A 20,628-nucleotide genomic window follows, 5' to 3' on the forward strand; every position below is an offset into this window, starting at 1 on the left:
CGGTCACGCTAATGGTGATTCAGGTCACACCGGGAGGGGCGGGAAGGGTGATTCCGGTGCACGGCCGGAAGCGGGCCGCGCCGGTCCTACTCCTCGTCGAGGCCGCGCTCGATCGCGTACCGCACCAGCTCCACCCGGTTGTGCAGCTGGAGCTTGCCGAGGGTGTTCTGCACGTGGTTCTGCACCGTGCGGTGGGAGATGACGAGGCGTTCGGCGATCTGCTTGTAGCTCAGGCCCTTCGCCACCAGCCGCAGCACCTCCGTCTCCCGGTCCGTCAGCCGGGGCGCGCCCGGCTCGTCGGCGTCCGGCGCGGGCGCGGGCTCGGCGGCCAGCCGCCGGTACTCGCCGAGGACCAGCCCGGCGAGGCCCGGCGTGAACACCGGGTCGCCGACGGCGGTACGGCGCACCGCGTCCAGCAGTTCCCCGGTGGAGGCCGACTTCAGCAGGTAGCCGGTCGCGCCGGACTTCACGGCCTCCAGCACGTCGGCGTGCTCGCCGCTCGCCGACAGGACGAGGACGCGCAACGCCGGGTTGTGGCCGACGAGTTCCTTGCACACCTGGACGCCGGGCTTGGCGGGCAGGTTGAGGTCCAGCACGAGGACGTCCGGGGCGGCGGCCTTGGCGCGGCGGACCGCCTGCTCGCCGTCGCCGGCGGTGGCGACCACCTCGAAGCCGGACTCGGCCAGGTCACGGGCGACCGCGTCACGCCACATCGGGTGGTCGTCCACCACCATGACCTTGATCGGGTCCTGCTGTGTCATCGCTGCTCCGCCTTCTTCCCCCGCGCCCGTACGACGCCCTTCGGTACCTTCAGTTCCACTTCCGTGCCCTGCCCGGGCACGGAGACGATCTCGGCGCTGCCGCCGAGGTCGCGCAGCCGGCCCCGGATGGACTGCGCCACCCCGAGCCGGCCCTCGCCCTCGGCCTGAGCCAGCCGGCCCTCGGGGATGCCGGGGCCGTCGTCCCGGACGGTGACGACGATCTCGTCCGGCTCGTCCTCCACCAGGATCCAGGCCCGGGCGTCCGCCCCCGCGTGCAGGCGCACGTTGTCCAGGGCGGCCCCGACCGCGGCGGCCACCTCGCGGGCCGCGGCCGACGGCAGCAGCACCGGGGCGCCGGGCTCGGCGAGGCTGACCCGGGCGCACGCGTACCGGGCGAGCAGGGAGCGCAGGTCGACCGGGCCGGCCGGGGCGTCCTCGTCGGGCTCCTCCACCGCGCGGACCACGGCTCCGGCCGCCAGGTCCTCCGAGACCCGGGACACCGGGACCAGGCCGCCCGACACCAGCGTGCGCAGGGCCACCTCCTGCTCCCCGGCCAGCCGGCCCAGTTCCGCCGCTTCGCCGCCGAGGGCCGCGCCCCGGCGCTTCACCATCGCCAGCACCTGGAGCACGCTGTCGTGGATGTCGCGGGCCAGCCGCTCCCGCTCGCGGGTGGCGGCCTCGATCTCCAGCGCGCGGGCGAGGGTGCGCTCGGAGGCGCGGGCCACCTCCACCACGTAGCCGATGGCGATGGAGGCCACCCAGACGAGGATCACGTTGTGCACGGTGTCCCGCGCGGGCCGGCCGCGCTCGACCAGGTTGACGGCGGCGACGGCCGTGGAGGCGACGGCCGCCCAGCGCCAGCCGCCCTTGACGGCGAAGGCCAGCACCGCGCCGGCCGTCCATATCGACGGCAGGGTGGGGCCGCCGCCCGCGATCCGCTCGTGGTTGTCGGCGACCGGGGTGAGCAGGATGCCGACGAGGGCGACGGTCAGGTCGGCGGCCAGGAAGCGCCGGGTGCAGCTCGCCGCGCTCGCCACCTTGGGCAGGGTGGCGAGGGTCCACACGGCCAGCACGGCGTAGTAGGCGACGGCGACCCAGGGCCGCACGAAGTGGTCGTACGCGGTGGCGCACAGGCCGATCGCGTACAGCATGGTCAGGACGCGGTAGCCGGCGAGCGCGCGCCACAGCGGCAGCTCGACCGACATGCGCATGACGCGTTCACGCTTGGGCATGTCCCCCGGTCCCCCCCGGTCCCCCTCGTGCCCTGTCTAGGACCCGGCCTGCTCCTCGCCGGCCTGCGCCGCCTCCTTGGCGGCCTGCTCCGCCTCCTTGGCGGCCTTCGCCGCCTTCTCCGCTTCCTTGGCGGCCTTCGCCGCCTCCGCGATCTGCCGCTTGGCGGCGGTCGCGTAGACGTCGACGTACTCCTGGCCGGAGAGCTTCATGATCTCGTACATGACCTCGTCGGTCAGCGCGCGCAGCACGAACCGGTCGTGCTCCATGCCCTGGTACCGGCTGAAGTCCAGGGGCTTGCCTATGCGGATGCCGGGCCGCATCAGCTTCGGCACGACCTGCCCGGGCGGCTGGATCTTCTCCGTGTCGATCATGGCCACGGGGATGACCGGCGCGCCGGTGGCGAGGGCCACGCGCGCGAGGCCGCCGGGCTTGCCCCGGTACAGCCGTCCGTCGGGCGAGCGGGTGCCCTCCGGGTAGATGCCGAACAGCTCGCCCCGCTCCAGCACCTCTATGCCGCTCTTGATCGCCGCCTCACCGGCGCCGCGCGCCCCGGAACGGTCCACCGGGAGCTGGCCGACGCCCTTGAAGAAGGCTGCGGTCAGCCGGCCCTTCACACCCGGGGTGGTGAAGTACTCCGCCTTGGCGATGAAGGTGACCTTGCGGTCCAGCATCACCGGCAGGAAGAACGAGTCCGAGAAGGACAGGTGATTACTGGCCAGGATGGCCGGGCCCGTGGCCGGAATGTTCTCCAGGCCCTCCACCCATGGCCTGAAGGCGACCTTCAGCGGCCCTCCGATGGCGACCTTCATCGCGCCGTACAACACCCGTATGCCTCCTGGTCTCTCCGAGGAGACCTTAACCCGCGGGACCGTCAATGGGCCCGACGACCCTGGTCGGTGTCGGTGCGGTCGCGTACGGTGAAGCACATGCCAGTTCTCCCCGGAGCCGAGCCGTACCGCCACGAGGGCGGTGAGGTGGGGGTTCTCCTCTGCCACGGCTTCACCGGCTCGCCCCAGTCGCTGCGCCCCTGGGCGGAGCACCACGCGGCCCACGGCCTGACCGTCTCCCTGCCCCTGCTGCCCGGCCACGGCACCCGCTGGGAGGACATGCAGCTCACGACCTGGCAGGACTGGTACGCGCAGGTGGACCGCGAACTGCGGCTGCTCGCCGAGCGCTGCTCCCGGGTGTTCGTCGCGGGCCTGTCGATGGGCGGGGCGCTGGCCCTCAGGCTCGCGGCCCGGCACGGCGGGCGGGTCGCGGGCACGGTGGTCGTCAACCCGGCCAACCAGGTGCACGGCCTGTCGGCGTACGCCCTTCCGGTGGCCCGGCACCTGGTGCGCACGACGCGGGGCATCGCCAGCGACATCGCCAAGGAGGGCGCGGCCGAGCTGGGCTACGACCGGGTGCCGCTGCACGCGGCGCACTCGCTGCGGGTGTTCCTGCGCCGGCTGGACGGCGAGCTGCCCCAGGTCACCCAGCCGTTGCTGCTGCTGCGCAGCGCCCGGGACCACGTCGTCCCGGCGGCCGACTCGGCGCGGGTGCTGAGCCGGGTGTCGGCCACGGACGTCACGGAGATCGTGCTGGAACACAGTTACCACGTCGCGACGTTGGACAACGACGCGGACCGGATCTTCGAGGAGAGCCTCGCCTTCATCGGCCGGCTCGCACCCGGTGTCGGCAAGGAAGGGACGGCCGCAGTTGGCTGAGCACTACTCCGACCGTGAGGACCGCGACGGCCGTGAGGGCCACGAGGACCAGGGCGGTCACGAGACCCGCGAGCCGGACCGGCAGGAGGTGCCGTTCGACGAGGACGCCGTCTGGCGCGCCATCGTCGCCGGGTACGGCGAGGAACCGCCGGACCCGCCGGGCGCCCGGCCCTTCAAGCCGGTCGAGGACCTCGCGCTGCTGGAGAAGAAGGCGGTGAAGGACCAGGAGGGCGAGCCGCACGACGAACCGGAGGAGTCCGCGGACCGGCAGCCCGCCAGGCCGCTGGGCGGCTCCGTCTCCTTCGCGCCGGGCGTCGGCCCGCGGGACTACACGGCGCCCGAACCGTCCGACGACGACTTCGGCGAGGACGACGAGGGCCACTTCGTGCCGCCGGAGCCGCCCCCGCTGCCGACCTCCGACACGACCGCCAGGTTCGCCTGGCTCGGCGTGGTCGGCGGCCCGGTCCTGCTCCTGCTGGCGGTGCTGCTCGGCTGGGACATGACCTGGTGGCTGGCGACCCTCGGCATCGGCGGCTTCCTCGGCGGCTTCCTGACGCTGGTGACGCGGATGCGGACGGACGACGAGGAGGACGACGACCCGGGGCGCGGAGCGGTGGTCTGAGCCGGCTCAGGCCGGGATTCTGAGGGCGGCGAGGACCGGGAGATGGTCCGTGGCCGCCCTCAGGTCCGCCTCGCGCACGCCCGGCTGGTCCAGGGGCACCCCGCAGCCCAGCACCTCGATGCCCTTGGTCGCGAAGATCGCGTCGATGCGCCGGCGGGGGTCGGTGGGCGTGGAGGTGAACTCGCCGCCCCAGGGGGCGGTCGCACGGCAGTCCTGGAGGGTGCCGGCGAGCCGGCGGAAGGTGCGGCCTTCGGGCCCCTCGTTGAGGTCGCCGCCCGCGACGACGTGCTCGGCACCGAGTCCGGCGAGACGGTCGAGCAGCAGGCCGCCCTGGTCGTGGCGCTCGTCCCGCTGGAGCGACAGGTGGCAGCTGACCACGCCGAGGCGGGCGCCGCCGAAGCGGACCACGGCCGTGGCCAAGCCGCGCCGGTGCAGGCCCGGGGTGAGCGGCAGGAGGACGTCCTGTGTGCGTTCGACGGTGGCGCGCAGGGAGCACAGGATCGCCGGTCCGGCCGCCGTGGCGCCGCCGGTGAGGATGACCTGGCCGGAGGTCGCGGCGAGCCGCGCCAGCTTCTTGCGCCAGCGGAAGAAGCGGGGGGCCTCCTGGAGGAGGACCAGGTCGGGGGCGCAGGCCGTGATGATCCTCGCCAGCGCGTCCGTGTCGTCGCGCATCGAGCGGATGTTGTAGCTCAGGACACGGACGACCGCGGAGCCGTCGGCCTGCGTCGCGGAGTCGGGGAGCAGCGCCATGTGGATCAATGTACGCCCCGTGGGCCGGGGCGCGGGAACCGCGGGCGAGGGCCGCATCCGTCGTGACTCGCCGCGCCGTTCCTCGCGCCCCTTCGGGCACTACATGACCGGGTCGGGCTCCCGGGCCAGGTCCGCCGCGCCCACCATGCCCGCCTTGTTGCCCAGCTGGGCCGCGATCACGTCGGCGACCGGACGCCAGTTGCCGCCGACCAGCCAGCGCTTGTAGGACTTGCGGATGGGGTCGAGGACCAGCTCGCCCTCGTCGGACAGGCCGCCGCCGACGATGAAGGCGGACGGGTCGAACAGCGAGGCGAGGTCGGCCAGGCCCGCGCCGGCCCAGCGGGCCAGCTCGCGGTAGGAGTCGACCGCGACCGGGTCGCCCTGCCGGGCGGCCATGGAGATGTGCTTGCCCTCGATGCCCTCCGGGCTGCCGTCGCCCAGCGAGAGCAGCAGCTCGGCGTTCTCGGGGGTGGCGTTGGCGCGCTGCTTGGCGTAGCGGACCAGGGCGCGGCCGGAGGCGTACTGCTCCCAGCAGCCCTGCGAGCCGCAGCCGCACAGCAGGCCGTCCGGCACCATCCGGATGTGGCCGAACTCGGCGGCGACGCCGAAGTGGCCGCGGCGCAGCTTGTTGCCGATGATGATGCCGCCGCCGAGGCCGGTGCCGAGCGTGATGCAGATGACGTTGCGGTGGCCCTTGCCCGCGCCGAACTTGTACTCGCCCCAGGCGGCGGCGTTGGCGTCGTTCTCGACCACGACCGGGAGGCCGGTGCGTGCCTCGACCTTCTCCTTGAGCGGCTCGTTGCGCCAGTCGATGTTCGGCGCGAAGTACACCGTGGAGCGCTGCCGGTTGACGTAACCGGCAGCGCCGATACCCACGCCGACGATCTCGTGCCCGGCGCGCGCGCCCTCCACCGCCGAGGCGATGGCGTCCACGATGGCCTCGGGCGTGGTGGGGGTCGGCACCTTGAAGGTCGAGAGGATGTTGCCTTCCTCGTCGACCACGCCGGCCGCGATCTTCGTGCCGCCGATGTCGACGCCGATGGTGAGTCCCATGAATCCCTCAGTTTCGGTCGAGCCCCGCTACGGCCAACCGTACCCGAGGCCCTGCCGTGCGAGGGCTTCAGTCCAGGTCGATGCGCTCCCCCGGGCCGGTGCCCTCGTCCGGGTCGCCCGGCTCCTTCCGGTCCCGCGCCGGGCCGGCCGTGCCCGTGGTCCAGCGGCGCTCCTGGGCCTGGACGGCGGAGCGGTAGGCGGCGAGCAGTTCGCCGCCGGCCGCGGCCAGGTGGTCGAAGACGTCGGGGTTGCGCTCTATGACGGGCTCGACGGCGGCCTTCGCCTGCTGGACGACCTGCCGCACCACCTGCTGGGCGGCGGGTCCGGCGAGGCCGCCGAGGAGCGGTGACTGGAGGCCGGACAGCTTGTCGGCCACCGTGTCCACGAGTTTCCTCAGCTCCTCGGCCGCCGAGCCCGGCGGCGGTCCGTGCTCGGCGCGGCGGCGGGCCTGCTCGGCGGCGAGGTCCTCGGCGGCGGCCGTGGCCCAGGCGTCGGCGTCGGTCGCCTTCGCCGGCTCCTCCGGGGAAGGGTCGGGTGCGGGACGCTCTTCGCTCATGGCGGCTCCTGACTCCGGTTCGCCCTTACGACGTTACCCGAACGGCCGTACCCGTTCACCGTCCGGCGGCGGGCCACAGACCGGGGTCCGGGGCGAACCGGATGCGCAGCTCGCCGTCCCGGAGCCCGGCGCCGGCGACGGTGCAGCGGCGCAGGGCGGAGGGCAGCGCGACGATGCGGCGGAACGGGCCCGCGGTGAGCAGGAGTTCGTCGCCGCGCCGGACGAGGTCCAGCTCGTCCCGTATCGCGCCGGGCAGCGGGAGGTGCCACACCAGCACGCCGTCCTCCGCGAGCCGGTCGGTGACGGGCCACCCGACCGGGGTGGTCGCCGGGTTGACGCCGGGCACCGCGAGGGCGGTGAGGTCGTCCGGGCCGTGCGGGTCGTGGCCGAGGTGCGGGACGGGGTGGACGTCGTACGACTCCTGCCAGTCGGCGAGCGCCTTGCGCTGCTGGGCCAGGAGCGGGGAGAGCCAGCCGTCGGGGGCGGTCTCGGGCAGGACGCGGCTCGCGATCAGGGACTCGGTGCGCAGGGCGCGCAGGGCGAGGCCGAGGGTGGCGGTGCGGATGGCGCCGGCGCCGGCCGGGCCGGGCTCGGCGACCAGGCGCACGGCGGTGTCGCGGTCGGTGAGGACGGCCTCGACGGCGGCCAGTTCGACGTCCCAGCGGGCCGCCGTCTCGTAGAGCCAGTCGGCGGGCATGGGCACGCCGGCGAGCCGGCCGAGGACCGGGCGCAGGGCGCGGGCGGCCTGCCGTTCGGGCGGCAGGAGGCGGCGCAGGTAGCGGCGCAGTTCCTCGGGCAGAGAGAGCAGGGCGAGGGCCTGCGGGAGGGGCGGGAGGTCGACGACGAGGAGGTCGTAGCGCTCGGACAGGGCCGCGTCCCGCAGCGCGCGCAGGAAGGACAGCTCTTCCGCGCCGGGCAGCGGGGTGACCTCCTCGGCGTCCAGGCGGGCGGCGCCGAGGAGGTCGAGGACGTTCGAGGCGCGGGTCTGGAAGGCGGTGAGGTCCTGGCGGAAGCGTTCGACGGCGTCGGGCCGCCAGGCGGTGAGGCGCGGGGTGACCTCGGTGGGGACCGGTCCTGTCGCAGTACCCAGGGCCGTGCCGGGGGTGTCCGTGCGGTCGGCGCTCAGCAGGAGAGTGCGGTGACCCTCGCGGGCGGCTTCGAGCGCGGTGGCGGCGGCCACGGTCGTACGACCGCTGCCGCCGGGGCCCGTGATCAGGATGGTGCGCATGACGGTGAACGCTACCGCCGTGCGCGGGGGGCGGGCGGAGCCGTCTACTCCTCCCCCGACTCGACCCTCTTCTTCAGACCCGCCAGCGCCCGGTCGATGATGACCTTCTCCGCCTTGCGCTTGATCATGCCCAGCATGGGGATCTTGACGTCGACCGTGAGCTGGTAGGTGACCTCGGTGGCGCCCGCGCCGGCCGGCTTCAGCAGGTAGGAGCCGTCGAGGGAACGGAGCATCTGGGACTTGACGAGCGTCCAGGAGACCTCGTGGTCGCCGGTCCAGGTGTAGGCGAGGGTCTGGTCGTCCTTGATGGCGCCGGCGTCCATGACGAGGCGGACCCGTTCGGCGCGGCCCCGCTCGTCCGTGGCGAGGACGTCCGCCTCCTTCACCTCACCGGTCCAGTCCGGGTAGCGCGCGAAGTCGGCGATCACCGCCATGACGTCGGCCGGAGCGGCCTCGATCGTGATGCTCGAACTGGTGTGTTCCGCCATCGCCGTGGCTCCTCCAGATGCGGGCCGGGTGGGAGAGGTTCGTGTGCGCCGGGCTGCGCACGTGTGTGCAGCGTGAAGGCTACCGCGCCGCCGGCCCGCCGCCTTCATCCCGCCTGCCCGGCCTCACCATTCGAGTGCCCAGGGCGTGCCGGTCCCGGCGAAGTGGCCCACGTTCACGCACTCGGTGGCGCCGATCCGCATCCGGCGCACCAGCGGCTGGTGCACGTGCCCGAACAGCGCGTACCGGGGCCGGGTGCGGCGGATGGCGTCCAGCAGGGCCCGGCTGCCCCGCTCGAAGCGGCGGGCCACGGTGTCGTAGACCAGTTCGGGCACCTCCGGCGGGATGTGGGTGCACAGGACGTCGACCTCGCCGACGGCCTCGATCTTCGCCGCGTACTCCTCGTCGCCGATCTCGTACGGGGTGCGCATCGGGGTGCGCAGTCCGCCGCCGACGAAGCCGAAGGTCCACCCGCCGATCTCGGCCCGCTGGCCGTCGAGGACCGTGGTGCCGGGCCGGGCGTACTCCGGCCAGAGCGTCGGCATGTCGACGTTTCCGTAGGTGGCGTACGTCGGGGCGGGGAACGCGGCGAACAGCTCGGCGTACTGCTTGCGCACGGCCTTCTCGATGGCCGTGGCCCGGTCGGCGCCGATCCCGGCCCACAGCCGGGCGCCGAAGGCGCGGGCCTCCTCGAAGCGGCGGGCGGTGCGCAGCTCGACGATGCGGTCGGCGTTCTCCTTGCCGAACAGGTCCGGGAAGATCCCGCGCGCGTGGTCGGCGTAGTCGAGGAAGAGGACGAGGTCGCCGAGGCAGATCAGGGCGTCGGCACCGTCGCCGGCCCGGGCCAGGTCACGGGCGTTGCCGTGCACGTCGCTGACCACATGGACGCGGGTGCGCCGGGCGCCGGAACGTGAGGATGCCATGGCGATCAAGCGTAGGCGCGTGCGGTCCGGGTGAACAGTGCCGGGCCGGCCTGCGGTTACTCGCCGGTCGGTTCGGCCGTGGACTACTGTGCGCGAAGGAACGCCCCCGTGTGTGACGCAGCGAACATCTCGCCTGGACCCCCTGTCGTAGACGCCATACCGGCGGGTAACGTCCGGGCAGTCCAGTCGTGCTCAGGATTTCAACATGTGAATCCTCATGTTGTACCGGAGCACTTGCCCGAGCCTTGGACCGCACCGTCGCATCGCACAACGTCGTGGCGCCGGCGCCCTATGAGGAGCAGCAGTCTTGCGCGAGTTCAGCCTTCCGGCTTTGTACGAGGTCCCCGCGGACGGGAATCTGACCGACATCGTCCGCAGAAACGCCGCGCAGCATCCCGACGTCGCCGTCATCGCCCGCAAGGCCGGGGGCGCCTGGCAGGACGTGACCGCCCGGGAGTTCCTGGCCGAGGTGCGCACCGCCGCCAAGGGCCTCATCGCCTCCGGGGTGCAGCCGGGCGACCGGGTGGGCCTCATGTCGCGGACGCGGTACGAGTGGACGCTCCTGGACTTCGCGATCTGGAGCGCGGGCGCGATCACCGTGCCCGTGTACGAGACCAGCTCGCCGGAGCAGGTGCGGTGGATCCTGTCCGACTCGGGCGCCACCGCCTGCGTCACGGAGCTGGACGGCCACACGGCGGCCGTGGAGGCGGTGCGCGAGTCGCTGCCCGCGCTGAAGCACCTCTGGCAGATCGAGGCCGGGGCCGTCGCGGAGCTGGCCCGGCTCGGCCAGGACGTGTCGGACCAGGCGGTGGAGGAGCGCAGCTCGCTCGCCAAGGCCGACGACCCGGCGACCATCGTCTACACCAGCGGCACGACCGGGCGCCCGAAGGGCTGCGTCCTCACCCACCGCAGCTTCTTCGCCGAGTGCGGGAACGTCGTGGAGCGGCTGCGCCCGCTGTTCCGCACCGGTGAGTGCTCCGTCCTGCTCTTCCTGCCGCTCGCGCACGTCTTCGGGCGGCTGGTGCAGGTGGCGCCGATGATGGCGCCGATCAAACTGGGCTGCGTCCCGGACATCAAGAACCTCACCGACGAGCTGGCCGCGTTCCGGCCGACGCTGATCCTCGGCGTGCCGCGGGTCTTCGAGAAGGTCTACAACTCGGCGCGGGCCAAGGCGCAGGCGGACGGCAAGGGCGCGATCTTCGACAAGGCGGCGGACACCGCCATCGCCTACAGCAAGGCGCTGGACAGCCCGTCGGGCCCGTCGTTCGGTCTGAAGCTCAGGCACCGGGTCTTCGACAAGCTGGTCTACGGCAAGCTGCGCGCGGTCCTGGGCGGCCGGGGCGAGTACGCCATCTCCGGCGGTGCCCCGCTGGGCGAGCGGCTCGGTCACTTCTTCCGGGGCATCGGCTTCACGGTGCTGGAGGGCTACGGCCTGACCGAGTCCTGCGCGGCGACCGCGTTCAACCCCTGGGACCGGCAGAAGATCGGCACGGTCGGACAGCCACTGCCCGGCTCGGTGGTGCGGATAGCGGACGACGGCGAGGTGCTGCTGCACGGCGAGCACCTGTTCAAGGAGTACTGGAACAACCCGGCCGCGACCGCGGAGGCGCTGGCCGACGGCTGGTTCCACACCGGTGACATCGGCACCCTCGACGAGGACGGCTATCTGAGGATCACCGGCCGGAAGAAGGAGATCATCGTCACGGCGGGCGGCAAGAACGTCGCCCCGGCGGTGATCGAGGACCGGATCCGGGCGCACGCGCTGGTCGCGGAGTGCATGGTGGTGGGCGACGGGCGGCCGTTCGTGGGCGCGCTGGTCACCATCGACGAGGAGTTCCTGGGCCGCTGGTGCGCCGAGCACGGCAAGCCGGCGGGGTCCACCGCGGCGTCGCTGAAGGACGACCCGGATCTGAACGCCGCGGTCCAGGCGGCCGTGGACGACGGCAACGCCGCGGTGTCGAAGGCGGAATCGGTGCGGAAGTTCCGCATCCTGCCCGCCCAGTTCACGGAGGAGTCGGGCCACCTCACCCCGTCGCTGAAGCTGAAGCGGAACGTGGTGGCGAAGGACTACTCGGACGAGATCGAGGCGATCTACGCCAAGTGACCGGGGGCGGCGCACGCCCGCTGGTCCGAACGGTGACTCATGGCGCGGTGTCCTCGCCGAGGACCCGCGCGATCCGGGTGGGACCGGGTTCAGAGCAACGTCTTCAGCCGCTCCGCCAGCAGGTCCCAGCGCCACCTCTCCTCCACCCACCGGCGGCCCCGCTCCCCCATGCGGCGGCGCAGTCCGGCGTCGGCCAGCAGGGCCACGATCCGTTCGGCGGTCTGCTCCACCGAGCCGCCCCGGACCACCCAGCCCGTCTCGCCCTCCAGGACCGCGTCCGGGGCGCCGCCGGAGTCGCCCGCGACGACCGGCAGGCCGGTCGCCGACGCCTCCAGGTAGACGATGCCGAGGCCCTCCACGTCCAGGCCGCCGCGCCGGGTGCGGCAGGGCATCGCGAACACGTCCCCGGCGCCGTAGTGCGCGGGCAGCTCCGACCAGGGCACGGCGCCCGTGAAGCGCACCGAGCCGGCGACCCCCGTCTCGTGGGCGAGGCGGCGCAGGTCCTTCCCGTACGGCCCGCCGCCGACGATGAGCAGGACGGCGTCCGGCTCGGCGGCCAGGACGCGGGGCATGGCCCGGATCAGGGTGTCCTGGCCCTTGCGCGGGACCAGCCGGGAGACGCAGACGACCACCGGGCGGTCGGTCAGGCCGAGCCGGGCGCGGACGGCGTCGCCGCCGGAGGACGGGTGGAAGGTCTTCTCGTCGACGCCCGGCGGCAGCTGCGCCATCCGCGAGGCCGCCTCCGGCGTGAGGGCGGTCGCTATCCGGGAGCGGGTGTACTCGCCGAGGTAGGTGAGCGTGTCCGTCGACTCGCCGATCCGGCGCAGCAGCTGCCGGGCGGCGGGCAGCTGGGCCCAGCCGGCCTCGTGGCCGTGGGTGGTGGCCACCAGCCGCTCGGCGCCGGCCTTGCGCAGCGCCGGCGCCATCAGGCCCAGCGGTGCCGCCGCGCCGAACCAGACGGAGGCGCACCCGTGCTCCCGGAGCAGCCCGACGGCCCGCCGGGTCGCCCCCGGGGTGGGCAGCAGCATGGTCGTACGGTCGCGTACGACGGTGAAGGGCTGCTCGGCGTCGAAGGCGGCGGTGGCCTCGGCGCCCTCCCGGCCGCGCTTCCAGGTGGAGGCGTAGACGACCAGCCGGCCGGGGTCCAGGCGCAGCGCCATGTTGTGCAGGAAGGCCTGGATGCCGCCCGGCCGGGGCGGGAAGTCGTTGGTGACGATCAGGGTCTTGTGCATCGCCGCCGACCCTACCGAACGGGGCGTTCACGGCCGGGGGCGGCCGAGCCTGTGGCATGCGCACAGGTGTGCACGACATCATGGACGCTCGCCGCGTCACGGACGCTCACCTCGGATGCGGACGGCACGGCGATCGGCGCGGGAAGCGGACGGCAGGGGGATCAGGTGGAGACGAAGGGTGCCGGGCGGTCCCTGGCAGGGCTGCTCGCGACCTGGGCCGTCAGCCGTGCGGCGCTGCTGCTGTTCGTGTTCCGGGTGTTCGCCTTCCCGGGCCCGGACGTCACCTCGGACGTGTCGGTGATCTACCGCGGCTGGTACGAGGTCCTGCGCCAAGGAACGTTTCCGCTGGACGACGTGACCTGGCAGTACCCGCCCGCCGCGGCCCTCCCCGTCCTCTCCCCCGGCGTCCTGCCCTTCCTGTCGTACGCGCACGCCTTCTTCGTGCTGGCCTGCCTCGCCGACGCCGTCGTGCTGGCTCTGCTGCGGTACGCGGGCGGACGGCCGGACCGGTCGCCGCGCGGGGCCTGGGTGTGGGTGGCGGGCGTGCCGCTGCTCGGGCCGACGGTGTACGCCCGCTACGACGTGATGGTGACCGCGGTGGCCGTGGCGGCGCTGCTGGCCGGGGCCCGGCACCCGCGGGTGATGGGCGCCCTGACCGCCTTCGGCGCGCTGCTGAAGGTGTGGCCGGCGCTGCTGCTGGTCGGTGCCGTGCGGCGGCGGGCGTGGGCGTCGGCGGTGGTGACCGCGGCGGGGCTCGCCCTGCTGTTCTCGGTGTCCATGCCGGGCGCCTTCGCGTTCCTGACCTTCCAGCGGGACCGGGGCACCGAGGTGGAGTCGCTGGGCTCGCTGGTCTTCCACGTGGCCCGGCACTTCGGCTGGCGGGGCGAGGTGCTGCTGAACTACGGCTCGATCGAGTTCCTGGGCCCGCACGTCGACCAGGTCAGCACGGTCGCGCTGGCGCTGACCGGGGCCGCGTTCGGCTGGCTGCTGCTGTGGCGGCTGCGCGCGACCCGGTTCGCGCCGCACACCCTCGCCGACGCGGCCCTGACGGCGGTGCTGCTGTTCACGGTGACCAGCCGGGTGATCAGCCCGCAGTACCTGGTGTGGCTGACCGGCCTGGCCGCCGTCTGCGTCTCGTACCGGGCGAGCCGCATGGGACCGCCCGCGCTGCTCTGTCTCCTCGCGTCCTTCGTGACGGTGCTGGAGTTCCCGCTGGGCTTCTCGCACGTGGTGACGAGCGACTGGTACGGGGTCGCGCTGCTGGTGGTGCGCAACGGCCTGCTGGTCGCGGCCACCGTCATGGCGGCCCGCCGGCTGTGGCGCGCGACCGCGCCGCCGCACGCCACCACCCCCTTCCCGCCCCGGCCCACCCACGCGCAGGAGACCCCGGTGTCCTCCTGAGTCCGGCACCAGGGGCCCCGGGGGGGGCACGCCGCGCTCAGCCGAGGCGGGTCGTGAGGTAGGCGCGCCAGCTCGCGGTGAACTCCCCCGGTGTCGTCCCGAGCACCTTCTGTAGGGCCTGCCGCACCGCGCCCGCCCGCTTGCCGTGGGCGCCGACGGCCCGGTAGAAGGCGGCGAGCCGGTCCGCCCCCCACCGCTCGGCGATCATCCGGCAGGCCAGCCAGCCGCTTTCGTAGGCCCGTGCCAGCCTGGTCGGCTCGCGGGTGAAGGCGAAGTCCCCGTCGCCGGGGAGCGCGCCGGGCACCTCGCCGTCGCGGACCGCCCGGGCCAGTTCCGGCGCGATCTCGGCCGGGGTGCGGCCGGTGCCCAGGTAGCCGATCCAGTCGGCGTAGCCCTCGGAGAGCCACAGCGGGGTGGCGGCGGTGGTGTCCGCCCGGGTGGCGACATGGGTCGTCTCGTGGGTGAGGACGACCTGCTTCCCGGCGTCCCCGAGCACGGCGTACGCCTCCGGGTTGACCAGCACCCGGTCCGCCGGCGACCGGCCGGAGCCGCCCGTCTCGCCCGTGGTGACGGCCGCGATGCCCCGGTAGTTCCCGGCGGGCGAGCCCAGCAGCGCCGCCATGCCCGCCAGGGACGGCGGGACGAGTACGACGATCCGGCGGCTCCAGTCCCGGCCCCAGGCCCCGGAGACGGCCGGGACCGCCCGGTCGGCCAGCCGCGCGTACGGCCGCAGTCCGGCGGCGGACCCGCCGGCGCCGAGCACCAGGCTGTGCGCGCCCCTGACCACGGTCACCGCGCCCTGGTCCCACAGCTGCTGCCCTGCCTTGCGGGCGGGCTCGTCGGCGGTCACGTACCAGTGGCCGTCGGCCGCGCGGCCGAGGGTGAGGGTGCGGGGGACGTCGACGGGGGCCTTGTCGTAGCCGGCGACGCGGTAGCGCAGGTCGGCGTCGGCGGTGGCTCCCGAGGGGGTGCGGCGCAGGGCGGTGACCCGGTAGCTCCAGGACGACAGCGGGAGGGCGCGCAGCCGGATGTACTCGCCGCGGGTGCCGGTCGCGGCGTACGCCGTCTCGTCGTGACCGAGCAGGGCCGCCGCGCGCCGGTCGAGCACCCGCTGCACCTCGGCCCGCGCCGAGTCGGTCACCGTGTGCCCGCCGCACCCGGTCAGCGGCAGCAGCAGGGCGAGCCCCACGGCCCCGCTCTCCCACGCCCGTCTGCGACCAGCCATTTCCCGATCGTACGGTGAGGAGGGCGGTCAGGGCCGGGTGACCGAGGAGACCGGCATCATCCCGACCGGGTCGTAGCGCACCGGAGCGCCGGGATAGGGGGCGTGGATGACCTGGCCGTCGCCGGCGTACATCGCCACGTGGCTGGCGTCGGAGCGGTAGACGACCAGGTCCCCGGGGCGGGCCTGGGAGAGCGGCACCTGGCGGCCGGCGAACCGCTGCTCCTGCGAGGTGCGCGGCAGATGGACGCCGGCGTGCGCGTACGCCCACTGCATCAGGCCCGAACAGTCGAAGCCCGAGGGGCCGTTGGCGCCCCACACGTAGGGGCGGCCGAGGGCGGAGCGGGCGGCGGCCAGGGCGGCGGCGGCGCGGCCGTCGGGGGCGGGGACACCGCTCGGGGCGGGCAGGTCGGCGCGGCTGCCGCGGGAGGCCCGGGCGTAGGCCGCGCGGTCGGCGGCGGGCAGGGCGTCGAGCAGCCGCCGGGCCCGGGCCAGCTTCCGCTCCACGGTCCGCTTGTGCGCGGCCACGGCCCGGCGGCTCTTCTCCAGCTCGGCGAGTTTCCCGGCCGCCTCCGCGCGCTCCTGGGCGAGGTCGCGCAGCGCCGACTGCAACTCGCCGAGCCGGCGGGCCTGCCGGGTGCCGATGCGGTCGAGCGTGGCCGCCTTGTCCAGGTAGTCGTCGGGGTGGGCGGAGAAGAGCAGGGCGACCGTCGGGTCGATGCCACCGGAGCGGTACTGGGCGCCGGCCAGCGAACCCAGTTGCTCCCGCAGGTCGTTGACGCGCTGCTGCTGCCGGGCGATGTGGTCCTGGGCGTCCCGGACCTCCCGGCGCAGCCGGCCGGCGCGCTCGTCGGCCTTGTCGAAGGCCTGGGTCGCCTTCTCGGCCTGCTCGTACAGGCGGTCCACCTCGGCCCGGGTGTCGGCACCCGGTGCCGCCTGCGCCGGTACGGCGCCGAGCGCGGCGGCGGCGGCCGACAGCACGCACAGGGCGGCGGCACCCCGGTCGAATCCGGAGGGGGCAAGGCGACGGTGGGACCCCACGGCAGTCCTAACTGCTGGCGGACACAGACCGTTTCCCCGGCGCCTGGGGACGGGGAGGCCCCGGCGCCGGGGAAACGCGGCAGACAGTAGCCGTGCGGACCGGCCAGGACCAAAGACCTCGGAGTCAACACAGGGTGACGCCCCGCCGCTGACGCAGGTCACCGGCGGGGCGTGGAGTCAATTCGGGTTCCGGTGATTCGCCCGTTCGGGCGCCACCGTGTCCGTGTGTCGACGGGTGTCAGACCCGGACGCCGAACATGAACGGGCCGCCGATGGTCGACATGGACTCGTACCGGACGACCGTGCCGGTGCGCGGGGCGTGCAGGATGCGGCCGTTGCCCGCGTAGAGGCCGACGTGGTGGATGTCGTTGAAGAAGAAGACCAGGTCGCCGATCTTGAGGTCGCTCTGGTTGTAGATCCTCGTGCCGATCTGCGCCTGCGCCTCGGAGGTGCGCGGGATGGAGACGCCGGCCTGGGCGTACGCCCAGGAGGTCAGGCCCGAGCAGTCGAAGGAGGAGGGGCCGGTGGCGCCGTAGACGTAGGGCGAGCCGAGCCGGGTCTGGGCGGCGGAGAAGGCCGCCGAGGCGAAACCGGAGGCGGGCGGGGCGTCGCCGAGGTCCACGCGCTCGTGGGAGGAGCGGTCGGCGCGCTGCTGGTCCTCCTGGGCGAGCTGCGCCTTCTCCTTGGCGGTCAGGGAGTTCAGCAGCTTCTGCGCCTCGCCGAGCTTGTTCTGGACTTCCTTCTTCTTGTTGCCCAGCTCGGTGCGGGTGGCGGAGAGGTCCTTGAGCTTCTCGGTGGCCTCCGCCCGCTCCTGGGCGAGTTCGCGCTGTTTGTCCTGGATCTTCTTCAGCGCGTCGACCTGCTGGCTGCTCAACTGGTCGAGCGTGGACGCCTTGTCGAGGTAGTCGTCCGGGTTGGACGACAGGAAGAGCTGGACCGAGGCGTCGATGCCGCCGGAGCGGTACTGGGCGGTGGCCAGCGAACCCAGGCCGTCGCGGAGCTTGTTGAGCTCCTCCTGGCCGCGGGCGACGTTGTCCTGGATGGTGGAGATTTCCTTCTGCAGCTTCTGCTGCTTCTCCTTGGCGCCGTTGTACTTCTCGGTCGCCTGCTCGGCCTGCTCGTAGAGCTTGTCGACCTTCGCCTTCACCTCGTCCTTGCTCAGCTTCTCGCTGGGGGCGGCGTTGGCGGCGTTCGCGCTGAGCGCGACGGCAGCGGCGGCTGCGGTGGTCAGCACGGTCACGCGGGTGCGACTCGGCTGCTTGGGTCGACGGTGGGACGCCACGGAGGACGAACTCCTTCTTGTGAGTGATCACCCGTTCGGAGGTTCGAGCCCAGACCCTAGTGACCTCGTTGTGATCAGTTCAAATCCCACAGCAAAAAATCTCGTCACAGAGTGCATTCTTTGCACACAACTCACGTGCAGTGAGAGCCGGTTGACCCTACGTTGCGTGACGATACGGCCAATTCGGGCATGGACTGCGTCCGTTGGACCTTCAGGACAGTCGCTTCAAAAGCACCGCAGAGGCCACCGGTCGGGCACCCGCCTTCGCGACCCCGTCGGCCACCTCCCGGTCGGTGGAGGCGACGATGACGGGACGGCCCGGCGGCTCCGCGCGCACCAGCTGACGGATCAGCTCGTCCGCCGTGACGCCCGGCTTGGAGAACAGCACCCGCACCCCGCGCGGCGGCGCGAGCAGCACCGGCGCGGCCAGTTCGGCGCCGTCGAAGACACACGTCACCTCGGCCCCGGTCTGCGCGGCGAGCGCGGAGAGCTGGCCCAGCAGCCGCAGCCGCTGCTTCTCCAGCGGCATCTGCGGATAGCCGGTCTTGGTCACGTTGTAGCCGTCGACGACCAGGTGCGCCTGCGGCAGGGCGAGCAGTTGATCGAGAATGGCCGGATCGTGCTCCGACAGGGCGCGCGCCGCGATGTCCTTCGGGGTCATCCGGCCCGGTTCGACCGCGTCCACCGTCTCGGCCGGGCGCACGGACACCGGAGGCAGGGCCAGTTCGCGCCGCAGCCCCTGAGTCGCGTCCAGCAGGGTGTCGAGCAGCAGCCGCACCCGCATGTCCTCCACGCTGCGGCCCTCCCGGGCCGCCCGGCGGGTCGCCTCCAGCGCGGCCTCGGCCTCGCCCAGCCGGGCCTTGAGCCGCCGGGACTCGCTCTCCGCGGCCGACACCTGCCCCTGCGCCTCGGCGCGTACGGCGTCCAGCTCGCCCTGCGCCTTGCGCAGCGCGGCCTCGCCCCGTTTGACGTCACTGAGGGCGGCGCGCAGCTTGCGGTGCAGCGATTCGGCTTCCTTCTTCGCCGACTCCAGCTCCGTGCGCAGCCGTTCGGTCTCGGCGCGGGTGTGGTCGCGGGCCTGCGCCAGCTCCGCGCGCAGCCGCTCCAGCTCGGCCCGGCTCTCCTCGTCGGCGCGCTCGGCGTGCGCGCGCAGCGCCTCCTCGCCGGCCGCGGTGACCAGTTTCACCCAGCCCGCCGGGCGCAGCACATAGGCCGCGGCCGCCACGTCGAGCGGGTCCGCGGCCGGGGGCGGGGAGCCGGCGTCCAGGGCACCGGCGAGTTCCGGCTGCGCCTCTCTGAACCGCTCCCCGATCCGCTGCCGGAACACGGCATCGGTCTCCAGCGCCGCCGCCATCGCGTTGCCGGCGAACTTCGCCCGTCGACTGGGGGTGAACCGGGCGTACTGCCTGAGCTGGGCGGGCAGTTCCGCCACGGTCAGCCCGCCGAAGCCGTCCGACACGATCTGCACGACCCGCTTGCGCACGCCGTCGGGCAGCGGACGGTCAAGCACCTCAGCGGTGCCGTCGCCCGGCCCCCCGCCTGCGGTCTCCGCCATCCGTCACACCCCAATACCGGAATAAGCCTCTCCGGGGGCCGCTCCGCTCAGGAGCCGGCGCCCGGCCTGTCCACGAGTTCCACCTGGTCCACCGCGTTGCACCAGCGGCAGCGCACCGATTCGATGGTCTCACTGACCACCTCGCGCTCCTCCACCGTCGGCTCGCCCGCCAGGTCGAGATGGACGTACTCGACGACCTTGGACGAGCGGGTCACGTCGAAGCGCGTGAGGTTGCCGCACAGCGTGCAGCGCCATCGTGTCGTGGCCGTCGGCAGGGGAACCGTCATGGTGACTGTTCTCTTCCTTCTCGTATCGGTCCGCGCCGTCCCCCGACGCGTGTGGCCGTAACCCTACGGCCTGCCGGGCGCCCGCCGCCCGCCCGTCCACGGCGGCGAGGCGGTCTGTCAGCAAGCGTCCCGTTACGTCATGCTCTGTAGTCATGATCAGCACCTGGAGCACGGCGGCCGGCAGGACACTCAGAGCGGTCCGGGGCACCTCGGCACCGATGACGTACGGCCTCATCGCCGTGTGCGCTCTGGTCTTCGCCCTCGGCCCGGCCTCCGGACTGGTCCCCGGATACGGCTCGGGGGACGCGCTGCTCGCCGCGCAGCGGGCGTACTTCCGGCACTGGGGCGTGGTGCCCGCCGAGCTGTTCGACGGCTCCGCCGGGGCCGCGCTCACCCCGGCGACCGCGCTGTTCGTGCACGGCAGCTGGGTGCACCTGCTCGGCAACATGCTCTTCCTCTTCGTCTTCGGGGCGATGACCGAGGAACGGATGGGCCGGGTGGAGTTCACCCTGTTCTACGTCGGCTGCGGCTACCTCGCCCTGCTGGGGTACGCGGCGGCCAACGCGGACTCCGAGCAGTCGCTGGTCGGCGCCTCCGGGGCGGTCTCGGCGGTCCTCGGAGCGTTCCTCTTCCTCTTCCCCCGCGCCCGTGTGACCAGTCTCCTGCCGTTCCTGTTCTTCCTGCCGCTGCGCTTCCCGGCGTGGGTGGTGCTGCCGTCCTGGGCGGCCCTGCAGTGGCTCGCGGCGGGACGCGCCTCCGACGGCCCCGGGGTGGCGTATCTGGCGCACCTGGTGGGGTTCGGGCTGGGCTTCGGCTACGCGTGGGTGCGTTACGGCCGTGGGACTAGAGTGAAAGCCGCCCCAGCTCCGGTCACCGAGGGAGAGAGACAGCCGTGATCACCGCGATCGTCCTGATCAAGACCAGCGTGGACCGGATCCCCGAGATCGCGGAGCGGATCGCTTCGCTGGATTCGGTGAGCGAGGTGTTCTCCGTCACCGGTACGTACGACCTGATCGCGATGGTCCGGGTGCGGGAGCACGAGGATCTCGCCGAGATCATCCCGGGGCGGATCAGCAAGATCCCCGGGGTGGAGGCCACGGACACGCACGTCGCGTTCCGCACCTACTCCCAGCACGACCTGGAGGCCGCGTTCGCGATCGGCCTCGACAACTGACCGGTCCCGACG

The 20,628-nt window shown here is 73.3% G+C and carries 21 protein-coding genes; 6 read left to right on the plus strand and 15 right to left on the minus strand.

Annotation, left to right across the window (positions count from 1 at the left end; genetic code table 11):
- Positions 1-86: 86 nt before the first annotated feature.
- From AB0947_RS19000 to AB0947_RS19010, 3 genes are read right to left on the minus strand one after another with little or no spacing between them, the layout of a single operon-like run.
- Positions 87-761 carry a response regulator transcription factor gene (locus tag AB0947_RS19000; RefSeq protein WP_366751464.1) on the minus strand — a complete coding sequence of 225 codons (675 nt, stop codon included), beginning with the start codon at positions 759-761 and terminating at the stop codon, positions 87-89.
- On the minus strand, positions 758-1,993 hold the full coding sequence (locus AB0947_RS19005) for a DUF5931 domain-containing protein (protein WP_366751465.1): 1,236 nt from the start codon (positions 1,991-1,993) through the stop codon (positions 758-760). Before AB0947_RS19005 ends, AB0947_RS19000 begins: the two co-directional genes overlap by 4 nt.
- A 36-nt stretch (positions 1,994-2,029) precedes the next feature.
- Positions 2,030-2,815 carry a lysophospholipid acyltransferase family protein gene (locus AB0947_RS19010; RefSeq protein ID WP_366751507.1) on the minus strand — a complete coding sequence of 262 codons (786 nt, stop codon included), beginning with the start codon at positions 2,813-2,815 and terminating at the stop codon, positions 2,030-2,032.
- 105 nt (positions 2,816-2,920) lie between these two features.
- On the opposite strand from AB0947_RS19010, the gene AB0947_RS19015 reads away from it, so the two are divergent.
- Together AB0947_RS19015 and AB0947_RS19020 are read left to right on the plus strand one after the other, a co-directional pair.
- Positions 2,921-3,700 carry an alpha/beta fold hydrolase gene (locus AB0947_RS19015; protein ID WP_366751466.1) on the plus strand — a complete coding sequence of 260 codons (780 nt, stop codon included), beginning with the start codon at positions 2,921-2,923 and terminating at the stop codon, positions 3,698-3,700.
- Positions 3,693-4,322, plus strand: coding sequence for a hypothetical protein (locus tag AB0947_RS19020; RefSeq protein ID WP_366751467.1), 630 nt, complete (start codon positions 3,693-3,695; stop codon positions 4,320-4,322). The genes AB0947_RS19015 and AB0947_RS19020 overlap by 8 nt, the downstream gene beginning before the upstream one ends.
- A 6-nt stretch (positions 4,323-4,328) precedes the next feature.
- On the opposite strand, the gene AB0947_RS19025 is transcribed toward AB0947_RS19020, so the two are convergent.
- From AB0947_RS19025 to AB0947_RS19050, 6 genes are all read right to left on the minus strand, one after another.
- A complete protein-coding gene (locus AB0947_RS19025) occupies positions 4,329-5,072 on the minus strand; it encodes an endonuclease/exonuclease/phosphatase family protein (RefSeq protein WP_366751468.1) in 744 nt (247 codons plus the stop codon).
- A 99-nt stretch (positions 5,073-5,171) separates the two neighbouring features.
- Positions 5,172-6,125, minus strand: a complete 954-nt coding sequence (locus tag AB0947_RS19030) for an ROK family glucokinase (RefSeq protein ID WP_366751469.1) — start codon at positions 6,123-6,125, stop codon at positions 5,172-5,174.
- Positions 6,126-6,192: 67 nt separating this feature from the next.
- Positions 6,193-6,681, minus strand: coding sequence for a DUF5304 domain-containing protein (locus AB0947_RS19035; protein ID WP_366751470.1), 489 nt, complete (start codon positions 6,679-6,681; stop codon positions 6,193-6,195).
- A gap of 55 nt (positions 6,682-6,736) precedes the next feature.
- Entirely contained in the window at positions 6,737-7,909 is a 1,173-nt protein-coding gene (locus tag AB0947_RS19040) for an ArsA-related P-loop ATPase (RefSeq protein WP_366751471.1), read from the minus strand.
- Positions 7,910-7,953: 44 nt separating this feature from the next.
- Positions 7,954-8,397, minus strand: coding sequence for an SRPBCC family protein (locus AB0947_RS19045; RefSeq protein ID WP_366751472.1), 444 nt, complete (start codon positions 8,395-8,397; stop codon positions 7,954-7,956).
- 123 nt (positions 8,398-8,520) lie between these two features.
- Complete coding sequence (locus AB0947_RS19050) at positions 8,521-9,318, minus strand: metallophosphoesterase (protein ID WP_366751473.1); 798 nt, start codon at positions 9,316-9,318, stop codon at positions 8,521-8,523.
- A 307-nt stretch (positions 9,319-9,625) separates the two neighbouring features.
- On the opposite strand from AB0947_RS19050, the gene AB0947_RS19055 reads away from it, so the two are divergent.
- On the plus strand, positions 9,626-11,422 hold the full coding sequence (locus tag AB0947_RS19055; RefSeq protein ID WP_366751474.1) for an AMP-dependent synthetase/ligase: 1,797 nt from the start codon (positions 9,626-9,628) through the stop codon (positions 11,420-11,422).
- A gap of 89 nt (positions 11,423-11,511) precedes the next feature.
- Here the strand turns inward: AB0947_RS19055 and AB0947_RS19060 are convergent, their stop codons facing one another.
- Positions 11,512-12,654 carry a glycosyltransferase family 4 protein gene (locus AB0947_RS19060; protein ID WP_366751475.1) on the minus strand — a complete coding sequence of 381 codons (1,143 nt, stop codon included), beginning with the start codon at positions 12,652-12,654 and terminating at the stop codon, positions 11,512-11,514.
- Positions 12,655-12,819: 165 nt separating this feature from the next.
- Between AB0947_RS19060 and AB0947_RS19065 the strand changes: the two genes are divergently transcribed.
- Positions 12,820-14,055 (plus strand): glycosyltransferase family 87 protein, encoded by a 1,236-nt coding sequence (locus AB0947_RS19065; protein ID WP_366751476.1) that lies wholly within the window; start codon positions 12,820-12,822, stop codon positions 14,053-14,055.
- 37 nt (positions 14,056-14,092) lie between these two features.
- Here AB0947_RS19065 and AB0947_RS19070 read toward each other — a convergent pair whose 3' ends face one another.
- From AB0947_RS19070 to AB0947_RS19090, 5 genes are all read right to left on the minus strand, one after another.
- A complete protein-coding gene (locus AB0947_RS19070; RefSeq protein WP_366751477.1) occupies positions 14,093-15,280 on the minus strand; it encodes a hypothetical protein in 1,188 nt (395 codons plus the stop codon).
- A 27-nt stretch (positions 15,281-15,307) separates the two neighbouring features.
- A complete protein-coding gene (locus AB0947_RS19075; RefSeq protein ID WP_366751478.1) occupies positions 15,308-16,318 on the minus strand; it encodes an NlpC/P60 family protein in 1,011 nt (336 codons plus the stop codon).
- A gap of 238 nt (positions 16,319-16,556) precedes the next feature.
- Positions 16,557-17,600, minus strand: coding sequence for an NlpC/P60 family protein (locus AB0947_RS19080; protein ID WP_366751479.1), 1,044 nt, complete (start codon positions 17,598-17,600; stop codon positions 16,557-16,559).
- Between the two features lie 211 nt (positions 17,601-17,811).
- Positions 17,812-19,155 carry an NYN domain-containing protein gene (locus AB0947_RS19085; protein WP_366751480.1) on the minus strand — a complete coding sequence of 448 codons (1,344 nt, stop codon included), beginning with the start codon at positions 19,153-19,155 and terminating at the stop codon, positions 17,812-17,814.
- 47 nt (positions 19,156-19,202) lie between these two features.
- Entirely contained in the window at positions 19,203-19,442 is a 240-nt protein-coding gene (locus tag AB0947_RS19090) for a hypothetical protein (RefSeq protein ID WP_014672226.1), read from the minus strand.
- A 152-nt stretch (positions 19,443-19,594) separates the two neighbouring features.
- On the opposite strand from AB0947_RS19090, the gene AB0947_RS19095 reads away from it, so the two are divergent.
- Both AB0947_RS19095 and AB0947_RS19100 read left to right on the plus strand, forming a co-directional pair.
- Entirely contained in the window at positions 19,595-20,338 is a 744-nt protein-coding gene (locus tag AB0947_RS19095; RefSeq protein ID WP_366751481.1) for a rhomboid family intramembrane serine protease, read from the plus strand.
- A complete protein-coding gene (locus AB0947_RS19100; protein ID WP_014672228.1) occupies positions 20,335-20,616 on the plus strand; it encodes an Lrp/AsnC ligand binding domain-containing protein in 282 nt (93 codons plus the stop codon). The genes AB0947_RS19095 and AB0947_RS19100 overlap by 4 nt, the downstream gene beginning before the upstream one ends.
- The last annotated feature ends 12 nt before the right edge of the window (positions 20,617-20,628 follow it).

Source organism: Streptomyces sp. NPDC047841, from assembly GCF_040704085.1.
GTDB lineage: Bacteria > Actinomycetota > Actinomycetes > Streptomycetales > Streptomycetaceae > Streptomyces > Streptomyces argyrophylli.

Coding starts and splice junctions, on each gene's coding strand:
- AB0947_RS19000 (WP_366751464.1), bottom strand. CDS start 761: ATGACACAGCAGGACCCGATCAAGGTCATGGTGGTGGACGACCACCCG.
- AB0947_RS19070 (WP_366751477.1), bottom strand. CDS start 15,280: ATGGCTGGTCGCAGACGGGCGTGGGAGAGCGGGGCCGTGGGGCTCGCC.
- AB0947_RS19090 (WP_014672226.1), bottom strand. CDS start 19,442: ATGACGGTTCCCCTGCCGACGGCCACGACACGATGGCGCTGCACGCTG.
- AB0947_RS19025 (WP_366751468.1), bottom strand. CDS start 5,072: ATGGCGCTGCTCCCCGACTCCGCGACGCAGGCCGACGGCTCCGCGGTC.
- AB0947_RS19030 (WP_366751469.1), bottom strand. CDS start 6,125: ATGGGACTCACCATCGGCGTCGACATCGGCGGCACGAAGATCGCGGCC.
- AB0947_RS19015 (WP_366751466.1), top strand. CDS start 2,921: ATGCCAGTTCTCCCCGGAGCCGAGCCGTACCGCCACGAGGGCGGTGAG.
- AB0947_RS19005 (WP_366751465.1), bottom strand. CDS start 1,993: ATGCCCAAGCGTGAACGCGTCATGCGCATGTCGGTCGAGCTGCCGCTG.
- AB0947_RS19040 (WP_366751471.1), bottom strand. CDS start 7,909: ATGCGCACCATCCTGATCACGGGCCCCGGCGGCAGCGGTCGTACGACC.
- AB0947_RS19060 (WP_366751475.1), bottom strand. CDS start 12,654: ATGCACAAGACCCTGATCGTCACCAACGACTTCCCGCCCCGGCCGGGC.
- AB0947_RS19045 (WP_366751472.1), bottom strand. CDS start 8,397: ATGGCGGAACACACCAGTTCGAGCATCACGATCGAGGCCGCTCCGGCC.
- AB0947_RS19085 (WP_366751480.1), bottom strand. CDS start 19,155: ATGGCGGAGACCGCAGGCGGGGGGCCGGGCGACGGCACCGCTGAGGTG.
- AB0947_RS19095 (WP_366751481.1), top strand. CDS start 19,595: ATGATCAGCACCTGGAGCACGGCGGCCGGCAGGACACTCAGAGCGGTC.
- AB0947_RS19050 (WP_366751473.1), bottom strand. CDS start 9,318: ATGGCATCCTCACGTTCCGGCGCCCGGCGCACCCGCGTCCATGTGGTC.
- AB0947_RS19035 (WP_366751470.1), bottom strand. CDS start 6,681: ATGAGCGAAGAGCGTCCCGCACCCGACCCTTCCCCGGAGGAGCCGGCG.